Origin of the sequence: Methylacidimicrobium tartarophylax, from assembly GCF_902143375.2 — a bacterium.
In the GTDB taxonomy this organism is placed as follows: Bacteria; Verrucomicrobiota; Verrucomicrobiia; order Methylacidiphilales; family Methylacidiphilaceae; genus Methylacidimicrobium; species Methylacidimicrobium tartarophylax.
The window spans coordinates 1-15737 of sequence record NZ_CABFVA020000076.1; the positions used below are offsets into that span (position 1 = coordinate 1).

At 61.1% G+C, this 15737-nt stretch carries 18 protein-coding genes; 11 read left to right on the plus strand and 7 right to left on the minus strand.

Translation table 11 applies throughout. The features are described from left to right. Positions 1-60 precede the first annotated feature (60 nt). From MAMT_RS07040 to MAMT_RS07060, 5 genes are all read right to left on the minus strand, one after another. Positions 61-501: a DUF5069 domain-containing protein gene (locus tag MAMT_RS07040; RefSeq protein ID WP_178086990.1), complete on the minus strand. Its 441-nt coding sequence runs from the start codon at positions 499-501 to the stop codon at positions 61-63. Between the two features lie 261 nt (positions 502-762). Then, positions 763-1575, minus strand: a complete 813-nt coding sequence (locus tag MAMT_RS07045; protein WP_142660281.1) for an MBL fold metallo-hydrolase — start codon at positions 1573-1575, stop codon at positions 763-765. A gap of 42 nt (positions 1576-1617) precedes the next feature. Then, positions 1618-2607: a biotin--[acetyl-CoA-carboxylase] ligase gene (locus MAMT_RS07050; protein ID WP_142660282.1), complete on the minus strand. Its 990-nt coding sequence runs from the start codon at positions 2605-2607 to the stop codon at positions 1618-1620. A gap of 47 nt (positions 2608-2654) precedes the next feature. Beyond that, complete coding sequence (locus MAMT_RS07055) at positions 2655-4598, minus strand: MGDG synthase family glycosyltransferase (RefSeq protein WP_142660283.1); 1944 nt, start codon at positions 4596-4598, stop codon at positions 2655-2657. Positions 4599-4685: 87 nt separating this feature from the next. After that, complete coding sequence (locus tag MAMT_RS07060; RefSeq protein WP_178086991.1) at positions 4686-5429, minus strand: class I SAM-dependent methyltransferase; 744 nt, start codon at positions 5427-5429, stop codon at positions 4686-4688. Positions 5430-5598: 169 nt separating this feature from the next. On the opposite strand from MAMT_RS07060, the gene MAMT_RS07065 reads away from it, so the two are divergent. Further along, on the plus strand, positions 5599-6423 hold the full coding sequence (locus tag MAMT_RS07065; RefSeq protein ID WP_142660285.1) for a class I SAM-dependent methyltransferase: 825 nt from the start codon (positions 5599-5601) through the stop codon (positions 6421-6423). Then, on the plus strand, positions 6420-7172 hold the full coding sequence (locus MAMT_RS07070) for a PP2C family protein-serine/threonine phosphatase (RefSeq protein ID WP_142660286.1): 753 nt from the start codon (positions 6420-6422) through the stop codon (positions 7170-7172). The genes MAMT_RS07065 and MAMT_RS07070 overlap by 4 nt, the downstream gene beginning before the upstream one ends. 20 nt (positions 7173-7192) lie before the next feature. On the opposite strand, the gene MAMT_RS07075 is transcribed toward MAMT_RS07070, so the two are convergent. Beyond that, positions 7193-7420: a YgaP family membrane protein gene (locus MAMT_RS07075; RefSeq protein ID WP_142660287.1), complete on the minus strand. Its 228-nt coding sequence runs from the start codon at positions 7418-7420 to the stop codon at positions 7193-7195. Positions 7421-7698: 278 nt separating this feature from the next. Between MAMT_RS07075 and MAMT_RS11885 the strand changes: the two genes are divergently transcribed. The 4 genes from MAMT_RS11885 to MAMT_RS07090 all read left to right on the plus strand — a co-directional run bounded on the left by MAMT_RS11885 (position 7699) and on the right by MAMT_RS07090 (position 10035). Beyond that, a complete protein-coding gene (locus MAMT_RS11885) occupies positions 7699-7803 on the plus strand; it encodes a type II toxin-antitoxin system Phd/YefM family antitoxin (protein WP_369334544.1) in 105 nt (34 codons plus the stop codon). After that, on the plus strand, positions 7800-7937 hold the full coding sequence (locus MAMT_RS11825) for a hypothetical protein (RefSeq protein ID WP_342799826.1): 138 nt from the start codon (positions 7800-7802) through the stop codon (positions 7935-7937). The genes MAMT_RS11885 and MAMT_RS11825 overlap by 4 nt, the downstream gene beginning before the upstream one ends. A gap of 107 nt (positions 7938-8044) precedes the next feature. Beyond that, the gene (locus MAMT_RS07085) at positions 8045-8401 is read left to right on the plus strand and encodes a type II toxin-antitoxin system VapC family toxin (protein WP_246186576.1); all 357 of its coding nucleotides are present in this window, start codon (positions 8045-8047) and stop codon (positions 8399-8401) included. A 221-nt stretch (positions 8402-8622) separates the two neighbouring features. Next, positions 8623-10035: an aspartate aminotransferase family protein gene (locus MAMT_RS07090; protein ID WP_142660288.1), complete on the plus strand. Its 1413-nt coding sequence runs from the start codon at positions 8623-8625 to the stop codon at positions 10033-10035. A gap of 45 nt (positions 10036-10080) precedes the next feature. Here the strand turns inward: MAMT_RS07090 and MAMT_RS07095 are convergent, their stop codons facing one another. Further along, complete coding sequence (locus tag MAMT_RS07095; RefSeq protein WP_142660289.1) at positions 10081-11031, minus strand: DNA-3-methyladenine glycosylase family protein; 951 nt, start codon at positions 11029-11031, stop codon at positions 10081-10083. Between the two features lie 29 nt (positions 11032-11060). On the opposite strand from MAMT_RS07095, the gene MAMT_RS07100 reads away from it, so the two are divergent. From MAMT_RS07100 to MAMT_RS07120, 5 genes are read left to right on the plus strand one after another with little or no spacing between them, the layout of a single operon-like run. Then, the gene (locus MAMT_RS07100) at positions 11061-12026 is read left to right on the plus strand and encodes a DnaJ C-terminal domain-containing protein (RefSeq protein ID WP_142660290.1); all 966 of its coding nucleotides are present in this window, start codon (positions 11061-11063) and stop codon (positions 12024-12026) included. Between the two features lie 24 nt (positions 12027-12050). Then, positions 12051-12344 (plus strand): hypothetical protein, encoded by a 294-nt coding sequence (locus MAMT_RS07105; protein ID WP_142660291.1) that lies wholly within the window; start codon positions 12051-12053, stop codon positions 12342-12344. Between the two features lie 2 nt (positions 12345-12346). Further along, the gene (locus MAMT_RS07110; protein WP_178086992.1) at positions 12347-13573 is read left to right on the plus strand and encodes a class I SAM-dependent methyltransferase; all 1227 of its coding nucleotides are present in this window, start codon (positions 12347-12349) and stop codon (positions 13571-13573) included. Next, complete coding sequence (locus MAMT_RS07115; protein WP_142660293.1) at positions 13534-15222, plus strand: 4-alpha-glucanotransferase; 1689 nt, start codon at positions 13534-13536, stop codon at positions 15220-15222. Before MAMT_RS07110 ends, MAMT_RS07115 begins: the two co-directional genes overlap by 40 nt. A gap of 50 nt (positions 15223-15272) precedes the next feature. Next, a complete protein-coding gene (locus MAMT_RS07120; protein WP_246186577.1) occupies positions 15273-15671 on the plus strand; it encodes a hypothetical protein in 399 nt (132 codons plus the stop codon). Positions 15672-15737 lie beyond the last annotated feature (66 nt).

Genomic DNA, 15737 nt, shown 5'->3' on the forward strand with positions numbered 1-15737 from the left:
GGCGGGCCGCCTCTGCGGGTACGGCAAAAACCCATTCCGGTCAGTACCGGAACAGAGTGACTACTGGCTCTTGAGCCACTTGTGGAATTCGGTCCAATCGTCCAGGTTGTTCAGGTTGACCGCGTCCGGAATCGATCCGTCGTCCGGCAGCCCTGCCGCCGAGACGATCGAACGCCGGGTCTCCGCATCATGGATATACCCGAGGACCGCACAGTTGTGCTTGATGATGGTTGCCTTCTCGATCTTGCCACCCTTCTTCTTTAAGATCCAAGCCTCGAACTGGGTGTAGCTGGGACACTCGCTGCGCAGGTATTGCAGGGTCTCAGCCTGGTCCAAGCCCAGCGCATCGAGAGTCATCTTGTCAAAGCCCATGCCGCAATCGGGATACCCTTCCGCCAAATGTCCCTTCGCGGCCAGCACGACTTTCAGCCAAAACCGGGGCAAATGGAGGACCCCGAGCGGACCCGCCACACCGGAACTAATTAGTGGTACCAGTTTCATAAGCGACTTATCTCCTTGTTGCTAGATTTCCTGACGGCCCTTTCCGGGCCTTCCGATTCCTACCGGGGAAAATGAGGACACCGCTCTTCAGCCGCTGCCGTTGCCCTCGAGCGCAGTCTCCCGTCCTCCCCCTCCCGAACCCATCATCCGAGCCGAGCATCGGCTACCATAGCGAGAGCAATCCTCCTGGCAAGAAAAAATGCCGAAGCCGACCCCTGGTCTTCGCCGCGTCGCCCCGCGAACTCTTTTTCTAGGGGACAGCTAGGGGACAAAAAAGGGATTGTGTTCCCTCTCCTCCCCCACCGTGGTCAAGGGTCCATGCCCCGGGCAGAGGACGGTTTCCAGGGGAAGCGTCAGAATCTTTTCCCGATTATTCCGCAACGCATCGGCGTAGGAAACGTTGCCGCCTCCCATCGATCCGGCGAAGAGCGAATCGCCGACGATCGCCAGCAAGCGCGCGCCTCCGGCAACCAGATAGGTGATTCCCCCGGGGGAATGGCCGCTCGTCAGAAGCGTGCGGATCGAAAGGGAGCCTATCCGGAACTCTCTGCCGGCCACAAAGGGATCCGCCCCCTCGAGCGGCTCCCGTTCGCCCACATAAGCCGGGGCTCCCGTCTCCGCCTTCAGCCGATCCAGCGCAGCAATGTGATCTCCGTGGGCGTGCGTGATCAGGATGCACTGGAGCTGCAACCCGCGCTCCCGGATCGCCCCGAGCATTTCCGTGCAGTCGCCGCCGGTGTCGAAAGCAGCGGCCTCCCGGCTCTTGAGATCCCATACCAGGTACGCATTGACCGTCATATCCGCCCAGTGGGTGTTAAACGCCAGGAACCCGGGGATCGTCCCAACCGCACGCGGCCGGTACTCCCCTTTCCCCAAGGCGACCAGCGCATCGCCGCCCAGATGCAAAACGGGCGCCAGTCGGCGAATCACCTGCTCATGAAACTCGCCCTCCTTGACGCGGCGCACCTCATCCGCGGTTACTCCGGCAACCCGGGCCAGGGCCTCATCCGCCAGCCCGAGTCCACGCGCCGCCTTTCCGATCACATCCTGAAAGCCATCTTCGAGCGGGATCATCTAGCAATTTTAAGAGCAACCCCGCACTCACCGCAAGGCTCGCTAACCGGCTTCCAGCACCTCACCGGCGATGAGGGGGACGATCGCTCCGGCCTCGGTGCGCACCAGCAAGAGCCCGTCCTCATCCAAGCCGAGGGCATAACCTTCGATCAGACTCCCACCCTGCTGCACCCGCACCACTTTCCCCAAGCTCTCGCAACGCCACTCCCAGAGGCTGCGGATTTCCGCAAAACCAGATCCGGACCTCAGCCCGATCTGCCGGAGAAGAGCTGCCAGAATCTCGACCCGTCGAAAGACCCGCCCCGTTTCGAGCCGCAGAGAAGATGCTCTCCCGCGAATCTCCTCAGGAAATGCTCCGCTCTCCTGGGAGACGTTGATGCCCATTCCGACCACCCCGCCCCGCAAACGTCCCCCATCTCCGACGACCTCGGTCAGGATCCCGCCGAGCTTTCCCTGGGAGCCAATCAGGTCGTTGGGCCACTTAATCTTTGGGGAAAAGCCCGCCACCTCCTCCAGCGCTTCGGCGGCGGCAACGGTCGTGAGGATCGTCAAGCGGTGCGCCTGCGACAAGGCGAGGTTCGGACGGAGGAGAAGGCTCGCGTAGATTCCCCCTGAGGAATCCGACTCCCAGCGGCGCCCGAAGCGCCCCCGGCCCCGGCTCTGCCGCTCCGCCGTCACGACCAACCCTTCCGGGGCGCCGGCGTCCTCCTCGCGCAAAAGGAGGTCGTTGGTTGATTCGACCCGGTCAAGGCAGACGGCGGACCAGCGGATCGAAGCCGCCTCGTTCTCGGAACGCGCCACCAGCTCAACGGCGGACAAAAGATCGGGAAGCGGCTCTTCCAATCGCCATCCACGATCGGCGGACGCAGCCAGGGGAAGGCCGGATTTTCTGAGGGCCAGGATCGCCTCCTCCAAGGCGGCGGGGCTCAGGCCGCTCCGCGTCAGGAGCGCCTCCTTGGAACAGAAGGGCAAAGAAAGATCGAGGAACGCCCGCCAGAGACGAACGCGAGGATCGGACCGGTCACACGCCATCTCTTCCCAAACTCTACGCGCCAAGCTTCTCTTCTTCCACGACGCCACTATGCGTGGAGAAGCTCCTCCTCCGGGCAGCGGAGCAGCGACCCAAACCGATGACGGCGATACAAGGTCAGCGCCACATTACGATTGACGCGCACGCACTCCTTGATCGCCTGGGAGTCCTTTTCGCAAAAAAGCACCGTCTTCCACGAATCGATATGCTTGGGCTTGTGAAAATCGCTGTTGGCGATGAAAGGCAGTCGCTTCAATCCAATCGGGGCAAAGAGATCATCGCGATTCGCGATCTCCCAAGCATCCAGCAGAGGAGCAAACTGCTCCTGGTTCTCCCAAAGATAGAGCGTATTGGGACCCCAGACGCTTTGAAACTTGTGAGGATGCGAGGCCACCGAAAGACCATCCTGCGCGCGGATCTCGCCGATAATCTCGGGCAAAGAGAGGCTAGGGTCGATCGGCCGCTGGAGATCGACTCCCAAAAGATGGGCTGAGCTTTTCGCGCGGTACCCATCCTTGTTGAACTCGAGCCCCGCAAAAAGAATCATCCGATACTTGCGCCACGCTCTCTCTTTTTCTCTATGAAGGGCCTCAAAGTACTCTCCGACCAGATCGGGCGAGAGCACGAGGCCGGTGAGTTGGCAGACTCGCCCGATGAATCGTGTCCGGTCGACGATGTGGTCGGTGATGCAGATGCAATCGAATCCCCGCTGGCCATAAAAATCGACAATCTCCCCCACGGACAGACGGCCATCCGAATAGGTGCTGTGAACGTGAAAGTCGCAGAGGAGCACCTGGGCTGATTCCCGTGGCGGCGGAACTCCATTCGACAGAAGATCCCGGACCTTTCGAGGAAACCCTGGCAAGCTGTCCGGGGCGGCATTTTCGATCGCCGCCCGATCGAGGACAAAACGCGCAATCTGCATCGAAGCGTCGGGACGGCTGATCCCCGTTAGGGCCGACCGCACCCGCTTCCAGAGCTTCCCCTCCTCCGCGAAAAGCTCTTCGAGAACCTGGATGATCTGCCACGGCTTTTCCGCGTAAAGAGCTGCGCCCCGCCGGCGCAAAAGATCGAAATTTCCCTCCTCTTGTCCCGGCACGATCTGCGTGACCACCATCGGGCACCGAGCCGCCACGGCTTCCTGGACGGTCGCCCCCCCCGCTTTACTGATCAGGGCGTGATGGGTGAGGAGCAACTCTGGAATCTTGTCGGTCCAACCGAGCACCTGAATCTTCTCTTCCGATCCCTTGGCCACACGGAGCACCTCTTCGAGGAGCGCTCGATCACGACCGACGACCACGGTCGCCCGCCAACGCGGGTGCTGCAGCAGGAGGCGGATGATCTTCGTCGCCTTCTTTTTTCCCGAGTTGATGATGTAGAGGATCCGGGGCTCCGCTCCGAGTTCTTCTCCCACGCCGATCTCTTTGGCTTCCAGAAAATCGAGCTGCACCGGGAAGCCGAACACCTGGATGCGCTTCTCCTGGATGCCTGCGGCGCGCAGCGCCACGGCTGTCTCCTCGTTCGGAACCAGGAAAGCATCGCTTGGCCCCCGATGCCAGAATGAGTTGACCGTAATCGAATCGGTAATGACGGTGAGGTGGGAGAAGTTCTTGCGTCTGCCGTCCCGGAAGATTTCCTCGATCAGGTAGTTGTAGATGGGATAAGTGCAGAGCACGGCATCGGGCTGCACCTCGCGCAGGAGCCAATCCAGAGAGCGCCGCATCCGGGCCAAGGCCGAGATCCCATCCTCTAGAATGGTCGTCCGGTCGAAGAGCGAGTAGATCCCCTTCCAGAGCAGCGGAGTCCGGTTGATGGCCGTCAGGTAGGCTTGCCGGATCACCCCGTTGAATCGTCCATAGCACGATTCGAAGAGATCGACGATCTCGACATGCGCCTCATCGGGAGCGACCCACTCCAACGCCTCCTGAATATTGCGTGCGGCCGTGTTATGGCCTTCCCCAAAGCCAGCCGTGAAAATGAGGATCCGCTTCACGAAGGTTTTGCCGCCAGTACATTAACCCAATCGTCCTCCCTTGCCTATGACGAAGAACGGGTTTTTCTCCAACCGAACGCGTGCCGCTCAGCAAGGATCGACTGCGACAGAGCTCAGTAGCACTCCGCCCAAAAGTCCCTGCTCGATCTTGCTGAGAATTCCTCGGTAGACGGCCCGTAGCTGGTCCAAGGCCTCCTCGCCCCCCACGGCAACGATCTCGGAGGCGCGCGCCTCGATCCGAGAGAGAAGAGAGGCGTACCAGCGGCCATACTCCTGATGGAGATCCTCGGCGGAGACGAGCTTCCAGCCGGTTGCCTCCAGCGTACCGGAGATTGACTCCCTCTCAATGGGATGGGGAATGATCCTCCTGCCGTTTACGATCAGCGGATTGTGTCGAAGGCCGCCGCGATCGAGATAATCGAAGATCCGGAGCCCCGCTCCTTCCTCCGCCACCTGGCGCAAAGCGGCAAGCGCCTCGCGCTGCGCCTCGAAGGCATAAAAGGCATTGAACATATAGACCAGGGCAAACCTCTGGGAGACTAGGCGCCGCACCTCACAGACGTCGCCCGCAGCAAAGACGACTTCCGGATAACGGGAGCGGGCATACGCGAGGGAATCGCCATCCCGATCGATCCCCACGACCCGTCCCCAGCCCCCTCGCCGCACGTAGTTGGCCGTTCCCCCGCGCCCGCAGCCCACGTCCAGAAGCCATTGACCAGACCGTTTCGGCAGATTCTCAAAGACCCGGTCGATCGCCTCCTCTTCCCCCGCATGGGCATAATCCTCACCCCGGACCAGGGCCAGAAGCCGCTTCCCGGCGAAAGAGTTCATCCCGAAAGGCCGCATCGCTTCTCTTCTTCGTACCGTTTATCTGCTTTGGAGTCGAGCCGCCGCGTCGCTGGTTTTGCCTCGGAAGCGGGAAGACGGCCTTGCCGAAGACCCGCCCAGGGGAAAGCATGGAGAAAAACCGGCGAAACGGTTAAGATATCCGCCCGCCTGCATGAATTCGGAATCGCAAAAAGCGCTTCGGTCCAGGCTCGCGTCCCACCGCGGCCATTATGGAATCGATGGCGGGTGGGAAGCCGTAGCGGGTCTTCTCTGGCCTGCCGGAGCCGGCCTGCTTCTCCTCGGCCTCTCTCTCTTCCCGGGCATTGCCAAGCCGCTCTTCCAGCAAGTTCTCGAATGCCTCGCCGGGGTAGCCCTGCTTCAAATACCCGTGAGCTTCTTCTATTCCACGAAACGGGGAAAGTTTGCCGTCTGGGCGGAGCTGCTCGCAGGGCTCTCCCTGCGCGGGGACGAGCGGATTCTCGAGATGGGTTGCGGCCGCGGTGCCATCCTGGGCATGCTTGGCAAGCTGCTGCCGCAGGGGCACGCGGTCGGCATTGACCTCTGGCGAACGGAGGACCAGTCGGGCAACTCCCTGGAATCGGCCCGGATGAACCTCGCGGCGGAAGGGGTCGCCGATCGCTGCGAGCTCCAGACGGGCGACATGCGGACGCTCCCGTTTCCGGACGCCTCCTTCAACCTAGTCATCAGCAGTCTCGCCATCCACAACATTCCCGACAAAGAGGGCCGAAAACAGGCCGTCGGCCAAGCGGTTCGCGTGCTCAAGCCCGGTGGGCGGCTCTTGATCGCGGACCTCTTTCGGACGGAGGAGTATGTCTCCTGGCTCCAGGAAGCGGGGATGCTCCGCGTCAGCCGCCGGCCCCTCGGCTGGCGCTTCTGGTTCGGAATCCTCGGAGTGACGCCGCGGCTCGTCACAGCCGAGAAGCCGGTGGGCGGGGAGCCCCCGCCCGAAAGCACCCCTGTAGACTCGAATCGATGAATTTCGACACCGCTTCCCTCACCGGTCGGGGCGGACGAGCAGATAACGAAGATGCTTGCGACTGGACGGCCGGCGGCGGCCTGACCGCCTGGGTCGTGGCCGACGGCCTCGGAGGGGAACAGGGAGGAGAGATCGCCTCCCGGCTCGCGGTAGAGACCTTTCTCGAATCCTTCCGGCTCGACCCCTTCCTCTCCTCCGAAGCTCTCCTTTCCTATGTTGCGCAAGCCGACCGGACCATCCAGGTCCGACAAGCAGCGGATGAGAACCTTGCCCGGATGGGCTCGACGATCGTGGCCGCGGTCTGCGACGGACAACGCCTGCGCGCGATCCACCTGGGCGATTCCCGCTTCTACTGGTTTCGCAGGGGGAAAGTCTTCTTCCAAACGAAGGACCACAGCCTCCCCCAAGCCCTTTGCGATGCGGGCATCATCGCACCGGAGGAGGTCCGCAGCCACCCGAACCGGAATGTTCTCCTGGGCTGCCTAGGAAGCCCCGATCGCCCGACGCCCTCGGTCTCGCCGGAATGGGAAATCGAACCCGGGAGTGCGCTTCTGCTCTGCACCGACGGCTTCTGGGCTCCTCTTCGGGAAGAGGAGATGGAGGGGACGCTTCTCCACGCGGCGAACGCCGCCGATTGGCTTGCCAGGATGCTGGAGCTTCGTCACCAGCGCGAACCGGCCCTCTCGGACAATGACAACTACACCGCCATCGGGGTCTTCGCCGGAGGAATTCAGTCGCCCAAGGACTGACGGCCTCGGGAGCCCAAGCTCTACCCGCGATGGGATAGCTCTTTATCCTTCTGCCTGGTCTCGCAAGTGTTAATCCCCAAGAGGGTCCAGGCCGGGCAGTAGCCGGTAAGACCGGTGAGGAGCGGAAGCAACCCCACGAGTCCCCACCACTTGGCCGCGCCGGGGAGTGTCAAGGGCAACAGGATGAGGAGAAAGAGACCCGCGATGACGCGAAGAATGCGCTCTGTCTTCCCTTCATTGATTGGCATATTGAGTCCTTCTTTTTTTAATCTACGCCAGAAGGCGGCACCGGGCAACCGCCCCTCCCTATTTCCAGAGGGCTTTGCGGTGGCCGGCCTGTGCCGTGCCGCCGCCCTTTCTCGGCCGCCTCGGCAGGAAGTTGCTCCGCCGGGACGGCCTGAAGCATCGGAATCTCCCCATGATTCATGCCGGAGGAGATTCAGCATGGGTCACAAGACCAGGCTTGCCCGTGCCTGAACTTCTAGTTAGATTTTTAGACTAGTTTAAGTTCTGGACCAAGGTAACGATGATCACCGTAGGTGCTTTTGAAGCCAAGACGCACCTTTCGACGCTGCTCGAACGGGTGGCGGCTGGCAAGGAAGTGGTGATCCCAAGCATGGCAGACCTGTGACCCGGCTCGTGGGGGCGCAGCAGATCGACCGCGTGCGCGTCAACGACGCCTTCGAGAAGCTGAGGGCGCTGCGCAAGGGGACGTCGCTTGCCGGTCTCTCCTGGAAGGAGCTTCGTGATGAGGGGCGGCCGTGAGCGGAGTCGTCATCGACTCTTCCCTCGCTTTGACATGGTTCTTCGAAGACAAGGCTTCACCCGAGACCGACGTCCTATGAGAACGTGTCCGGGACGACGGGGCAGTCGTGCCGGCTCTCTGGTACCTGGAGTTGAGCAATGTTCTCCCCCAAGCCGAGAGGTGCGGCCGGATCACCGCAAGCGATGTCGCGATGCGATTGGACCTCATCGCGGAGCTGCCAATATCGGTGGATCAGGAGACAACCGCTCGGGCATGGCGCGAGATTCTGACAATGGCGCGGGCGGAGGGCTTGACAACCTACGACGCCACATATCTCGAACTCGCCGCGCGTCGAGACTTGCTTCTTCTTACCAAGGATCACGAGTTGGCCGAAGCAGCGAATCGGCAGGGCGTGATGGTGCTTCCCTCGCAAGCCAAGACAGCATTGCCACCCACAACAAAGAGGTGGCGTCGTAAGACTTGATCGGTTCCGCCTTCACCGCTGCGGCCAAGAGGGCGCTGCCCCACCTTGGCCTGAAACGCCGATCCGTACGCCTTCCTCTTTCCCACGCTCCTCCTCCTCTCCTGACCAGACGATAACTTTTCCCTTGTCGACGCGAGATCGGGAGAGTATGCAAAAGCGTTCTGACCTTCGATCAACAGATGGATCGCTTCCACCGCCAGGTTTGAGGAGACAAGCGTCGTATGCCTTTTGATCTTTCGGGATTAGTCCGTTCCCGCATGGGTGAAAACTACTCCCTCCACCAAAAGTATCTCAATTGCACCCTAGTCCGGGTGCAGCAGGTGATCGGCTTCGATAAGGTGTACGAGCGGGCAAAGGGAGCTTATCTCTACGACCGGGAAGGCAACGAGTATCTGGATTTTCTCAGCGGATTCGGTGTCTTTTCGATCGGCCGTAATCATCCCGTGCCCCAGAAGGCGATCCGCGATGCCCTCGATCTGGACCTGCCCAACATGGTCCAGATGGACTCGGCGCTTCTGAGCGGGCTCTTGGCGGAAGCACTGGTCAAACGGTTCGCCGCCCAGGGAGCCCCTCACCTCGATGCCGTCTTCCTTTGCAACAGCGGCACGGAAGCCGTCGAGGGCGCGATCAAGTTTGCGCGGGCCGGAACGGGTCGGCCGCGACTCCTTTCGCTCCGGAACTCCTTCCACGGCCTGTCGATGGGATCGCTCTCCCTGACCGGAAATCCCTTTTTTCATGATGGTTTCGCTCCCTTTCTGCCCGGCTGTCAAACCGTCCCTCTGGGCGATCTGGCCGCTCTGGAACAGGAGCTACGGAAGGGGGACGTGGCGGCGCTGGTCGTCGAGCCCGTACAGGGTAAAGGAGTTCAGTTTCCCAAGGACGATTATTTCGCGCAGGCCCAAGCCCTTTGCCGACGCTACGGAACGCTCCTGGTCTGCGATGAAGTTCAAACTGGCCTCGGGAGAACCGGAAAGTGGTTTGCCTTCGAGCATTGGGGGCTTGAGCCGGATATCGTGACCCTCGCCAAAGCCCTCTCGGCCGGCTATGTGCCCTGCGGAGCCTTCGTCACGCGCCGGTCGATCTACCAGAAGGTTTTCAGCCGGCTCGACCGCTGTATCGTTCACTCGTCTACCTTCGGGCGGAACAATCTGGCCTGCGTCTGCGGATTAGCGGCTCTCTCAGTCCTAGAAGAAGAAAGACTGGTGGAGAACGCCGCGCGGATGGGGGAACGACTCGAACAGGGCCTCTTGGCGCTCCAGAAGAAGCACGAAATCGTCAAAGAGATCCGGGTCAAGGGCCTCATGATGGCCGTCGAGTTCGCCGAGCCGCGTTCCTTGGGACTCAAGGTGGCTTGGAAGACGGTGCATGCCCTCGATCCCGGCCTCTTCCCCCAACTCGTCGTTTCGCAGTTGATGGCGAAACACCGCATCCTGACGCAGGTCGCCGCCAACAATGCGGACGTGATCAAGGCGCTTCCTCCCCTGATCGTCGGGACCAAGGAGATCGATGGTTTCCTGGATGCGTTGGACTCGGTCCTGATCGATCTCCGCAAGTTTCCCGGCCCCCTGTGGGACATGGGGACGAATTTCGTGAAAGCGATGCGCAACGGCACGGAGCAGCCGGTCTCGGTCTAGCCTGCCTGTCTCCCAAGCCTTCTCCTGCGGCTTGTGAAATGGCGTCTAAAAGCCAAGTTCCGCCTCTTCTTCCGGGCTGAGTTCCAATTCCCGAGAGGGGCTGCGGCCGGCGGTCTGTCGGTACCAGAAGTAGAGAAGTTGCTGGGCGTAGCCTCCGTACGGCCCGAAGTGCGTGAGGGCAAACTCCGCAAGCTCTCTGGTCGGAATCCGCGCCCGTTCGGGAAAGTAGAGACGCCGCAAAAGCCTCTCCATCCAGACGTCGATGGGGAAGGAATCGAGCCTTCCGAGTCCGAAAAGAAGCACACAGTCGGCGATCTTCTCGCCCACACCGGGAAGCTCGCAGAGCCGGGTGCGAGCTTCCCGGGTGGATTGGGTTCGAAGGTTGGGGAAGAAGTCCGGATCGTCCACGAGGTGGCGGGCGGTCGCTTGCAGGAAGCGCGCGCGAAAGCCCAGGCGAATGGCGAGAAGCCGCTCCTGCTTGGCGGACGCGAGCGCTTCGGGTGTCGGGAAAGTAAAAAATCGACCTCCGGCAATGGAGCTTCCCCAGATCGCCCGCAGCTTCCAGGTGATCCGACGGATCTCCGGGATCGGCTTGACGGGAGAGCAGAGAAAGCTCGCCAGGGATTCCCAGGGATCCTGGTTCAGGATGCGGAGTCCCTGACCCGCCGATCGAGCGGCGGCAAGTGCCGGATCGGACGGGAGTTCTTGGAGAATCTGCTCCCAGTTGCGGGAGAGAGAAAGGTAATCGAGCAGCGCCTGCCGATTTCCCTGGAGGCTTTCGATCCGGCAACCGTCCGGCTCGGGAATGAGCCGGTAGGCGGAGGAACCGATGACCCCGACCCAGGAGCCATCCCGCAGCTTCCCCCACGAGAAGGTCTGTCCGCAGGAAAGAGAGTGCTCGCAATTGATCCGCGCACGGCTGATCCTACCCAGGCTTTCCCAGCCGCCGCCGCGAGCTACCGTTTTCCCTATTGGGTTTAAGCCGATTTTGGACATATTCTTTTTCGTCCGACTGTAAGGAAAAGATGGAATTCCGTGATTATTACAAGATCCTCAATGTGCCGAGGAGCGCTTCCCCCGAGGAGATTCGCTCCTCGTTCCGAAAGCTGGCGCGTCAATATCATCCCGACGTCGCCAAGGATAAGAAAAAAGACGAGGAGAAATTTCGGCAGATCAACGAAGCCTACGAGGTCCTCGGGGACCCGGAGAAGCGAAAGCGCTATGACCAGCTCGGCGCTGCTTGGCAAGAAGGGCAGGAGTTTCAACCGCCGCCACAATGGAGGTCCGGCACCCGCTGGACGCAAACACCGGAGGACTTTGGCTTCCACGTCGGCGGGACGGGATTCAGCGACTTCTTCGAAGCCTTCTTTGCCGACGGAGGGTCTTTGGGATCTCTCTTCGGACACCATCGTCCTTCGAGAATGGGGATGCCGAGAGCGGGAGCCGACGTGGAAGCGGATCTGGCCATTACGCTCGAAGAAGCGCTCCACGGGACTTCCAAGGCTCTTCTCCTGCGCCGGCAACAATCCGGGAAACCGGGCGGACGTACACAGACCTATCACGTCTCCATACCCGCCGGAGTCCGAGAAGGGCAGAGGATCCGGATGGCGGGCCAAGGTCAACCGGCTCCGGCAGGCGGCCGCCCGGGTGATCTTTTCCTCCGAATCCGTTATGCCAAGCACCCCTACTTCCGCGTCGAAGGAAGCGATCTTCTTTACGAGCTCGAGCTTCCCCCTTGGTCGGCTGCACTAGGCACCCAGGCCGATATCCCTGCCCTTGGAGGCAAGGCGCGCCTGCGGATTCCTCCCGGATCGAGCTCCGGCCAGAAGTTCCGCTTGGCGGGTCTCGGAATGCCGCGAAAAGAAGGAGGACGGGGAGACCTCTATGTCACGTTAACGATTCGGATGCCGAAATCCCCAACCCCGGAAGAGCGGGCCCTTTGGGAGAAGCTTGCCCAGGTCTCGCCTCCCGAACGGAGCAAAGGCGGCTGAACTCTCGGGCGAGGAAAGGGAGCGATGTCACCGCAAAAGGATTCCAGACCCTCGGTCGAGTTGATTCTCTACCAAAGCTTGCCACCGAGATATTCCACGGCGGCACTGGCCGAGCTCGCCGATGTCCATCCGGAAATGGTTCTTTGCTATTGGAGGCTCGGGCTCCTTCAGGCGGAGGAGCAAAAACCCCAGGGCCCCCTCTTTGATGACGACGCGCTCTTCCTGCTCAAGAGGCTCGAGCAGCTTCGCAAGGAATATAGTCTTTCCCTGCGAGCGCTGCGTCTTCTCGCCCAAGCCTTGCACTTGCGGGAAGGATGAGAGTGGGACGATTGAAGGAAGGGGAAACACCGCTTGCCGAACTACTCCGGACGCTCCTGGCTCAAGAGGGCTCGATCCCTTTTTCGCGCTTCATGGAGCTTGCCCTCTATCACCCCCATTACGGCTATTACTCCCAATCGCCTTCCCGCCGGATCGGTCGAAGGGGAGACTACTACACCGGGCCTAGCTCGGGCCCGGCCTTTGGCCGTCTCTTTTCCGAAGCGGTAGCCGAGGCTTGGGACCTTCTGGGACGGCCGGAGATCCTCGATCTCTGGGAGCAGGGAGCCGGAGCAGGATGGCTCGCCTGCGACTTGGTCGGCTCGCTCCGAGCACACGAGCCCCGCCTCGCGGCGCGAATCCGCTACACCATCGTCGAGCCGAGGGAACTGTCGCGGAAGGAGCAGGAGGAGCGCGTGAGCGCGGCGGAACTTTCGAATCACTTTCGTTGGGTAAAGTCTTGGGCTGAAGCCGAAAAGCTCGTCGGCGTATTCTTTTCCAACGAACTGGTCGATAGCTTTCCGGTCCACCGGCTCGTCCGGAGGGGGACCGGCTGGTCCGAGACCCTCGTGACGTGGAAGGAAGGGCGCTTCTGTTTCACGGAAGAGCCTCTCTTCAGCGCAAGCCAATGGCAGGGCGTCCTGTCGGAACCGGGCTCGGATCTTCCGGAGGGGTGGGTCGTCGAGGTGAGCCTCGACGCTCTCTCATGGATGCGCCGGGTGGGGAGACTGCTCGACCGTGGACTCGTTTTTACCTTCGACTATGGCTTGCTTCCGGAGGAGCGTTTCGTTCCCGAGAGATCCGGCGGAACTCTCCGGGCCTATCGCCGTCACCTCCGGGAAGGCGATCTCCTCGCCCATCCTGGGGAACAGGACCTGACCGCCCATGTCGACTTCGGCAGACTCCAGAGAGTCGGGGAGGAAGCCGGATTACAAACGTTGGCGTTAGTCGATCAGCACCACTTTTTCGTGGGGCTTCTCTCCGCTTTGAGCGAACGCTGCGAAGGAAGGCTTCCCGACGGTCTGACCGCCGGAGGTTTTCAGACGCTGGCCCATCCGGGATTCCTCGGACGAACCCACCGCGTGCTGATTCAGAGCAAGGGGATTGGAAATGCGTCTTCCCTCTCCTGCTTGCGTTTTGCTCGCTCGGTTGGTTCTTGTCCTCCGGGGCGTCTACCCGCTACCAATAGGGCGTGCGTATCGATCTCTCGGAACGAATCGTCGGGCTCTTGACACCGGTCTCCGCCTTGCGACGAATCGGTGACCTGGGGATCGGAGACGCTCGGGCGGTGCGCGAGGCAATCGATTTTTGCGCGGAACTCGGCATCCATTGGCTCCAGCTCCTCCCCATCAACGAGACGAGCGGAGACAATAGCCCCTATAACGCGATCAGTTCGCTGGCTCTCGAACCGGCTCTCTTCACCTTGGAGCCCGACGAGGTTCCCGGCCTGGAGGCAGCAGATATCCCGAGAGGATGGATCGAGGAAGCTTCGATCGGCGATATCATCGATTATCCGCGAGTCAAAGAGAGAAAGAAGACGCTCTTGGAAAAGGCCTTTGCGCGTTTCTCCGAACAGAGGCCGCCGAGTTGGAAAGAGTTCCAGGAATTTGGCCGGTCTCACGCCTCTTGGCTCAAAGGCTATTCCCTCTTTCGAGCCCTTTTGGATCGGCAAGGAGGGGATCCACGTTGGGACCAGTGGCCACCGGAAATCGCGCACTATCGGAGAGCTCTTGCCTGGCTGCGGGTCGAGCGTCCGCGGGAGCTTTTGCGGAAGCGCTCGTTTTATGCCTTCGTTCAATGGGTCGGCTACCGCCAGTGGAAGTCGGTCCGTGACTACGCGGACTCCCGCGGCATCCGGCTGATGGGCGACATTCCCTTTGGGATCAGCCGCTATGGGTCGGATGTCTGGACCAGCCCTCCCCTCTTCGACACCAGCTGGTGCGGAGGAGCTCCCCCGGAACGGTTTTTCCAGTCGGATGCATTCATTCAAAAGTGGGGCCAAAACTGGGGGATCCCACTCTACGCCTGGGAAAAGCATGAAGCGGAGGGCTTCTCCTGGTGGAGGCAACGAATCGCTCGAACGCTGGAGATCTTTCACGGCTTCCGCATCGACCATGTGCTCGGGTTTTTCCGGATCTACGCCTTTCCGTGGAAACCGGAAGAAAACTCGGCCTTCCTTCCGCTTAGTCCAGAGGAGGCACAGGCCCGAGCGGGCGGCAGGGTGCCTCATTTCATTCCCGCCTCCGACGAGAAGCTCGATGCGGCCGCTCACAACGAGGCGCGAGGAGTCTTGCTCCTCCATCGGCTCCTGGCGGAAACCGGAGAGGCCGCTGTGATTGCGGAAGATCTCGGCTTCGTCCCTTTTTACGTTCGTCCCGCCCTAAGTGAGCTGGGAGTTCCCGGCTTCAAGATCCCTATATTCGAGCGGGAGGAGGATCACTCCTACTTGCCCGTTTCGGCCTATCCCCGCTTGAGCGTGGCAACCTATGCAACCCATGACCATCCTCCTCTCGTCTGTTTTTACCGAGATCTCGTCGAACGGTGGTTGAGCCCAAACGGGCATGATGCTTGGCTGGAGCTTCAGAGGCTGATGAGCTTCCTCGGCTGGAATCCAGAGACCCCGCCACGGGAATTCTCCCAGGAACTCCATCGGCGCATGCTCCAGGTGTTGCTCGATTCCCCTAGCTGGATGGTTTCCATTCTGGTCAGTGATCTCCTCGGAGTCGATACTCGGTTTAATCTGCCGGGAGCGGAACGGAACTGGATTGCCCGCCTCTCTTTGCCCCTGGAGGAATACCAGCGGCGAGCGCCGCACGCGGAGCTTCTCGCCTCCTTTCGGAAGCTCGCCGCCGAAAGCGGTCGAGTGGCGCGCAGAAGCTGACGAAGAGGGCTCGCTTTTTCCCCCGCACGATGGCAGAAAAGGAAGCTGGTATGCGACGTCTTCTCTTTCTTCTCCCCTTTTTGCCTCTCTTCGCCGGCTGCGATCAAGCGGTCTACCTTTGGCAGTACGGTTCGTTGACCGGGCCAGGAAAGAAAAACGCCCGAACGGCCTTCGAGCACGACATCTTCCCCGCCGAGGCCAGAGCAAAATACCGGATCGTCCAGGACGAGATCACGGTCAACGAGGTGGAGATGCCCACGATCAACCCTTGGACCAATCAAGAGGAAGCAGGCGTCCATGTCACCGTCATCGTCCGATTTCAAAATGGTCGGCTCTTCCAGCAGAGTTATGACGGGGCGATCATCCATGTGCATGGCGGCCACTGGCGGGTGAATCCTCCTCTGACGAAGGCAATTCAGGCCCAGTTGGAGGCGGCTTCGCGCGCTTGACCTGCCTGTCTCACAAAGTTCGTACCCGAGGCGCGGCGGATGGGCCTGGATGCAAGGCGGGCCGCA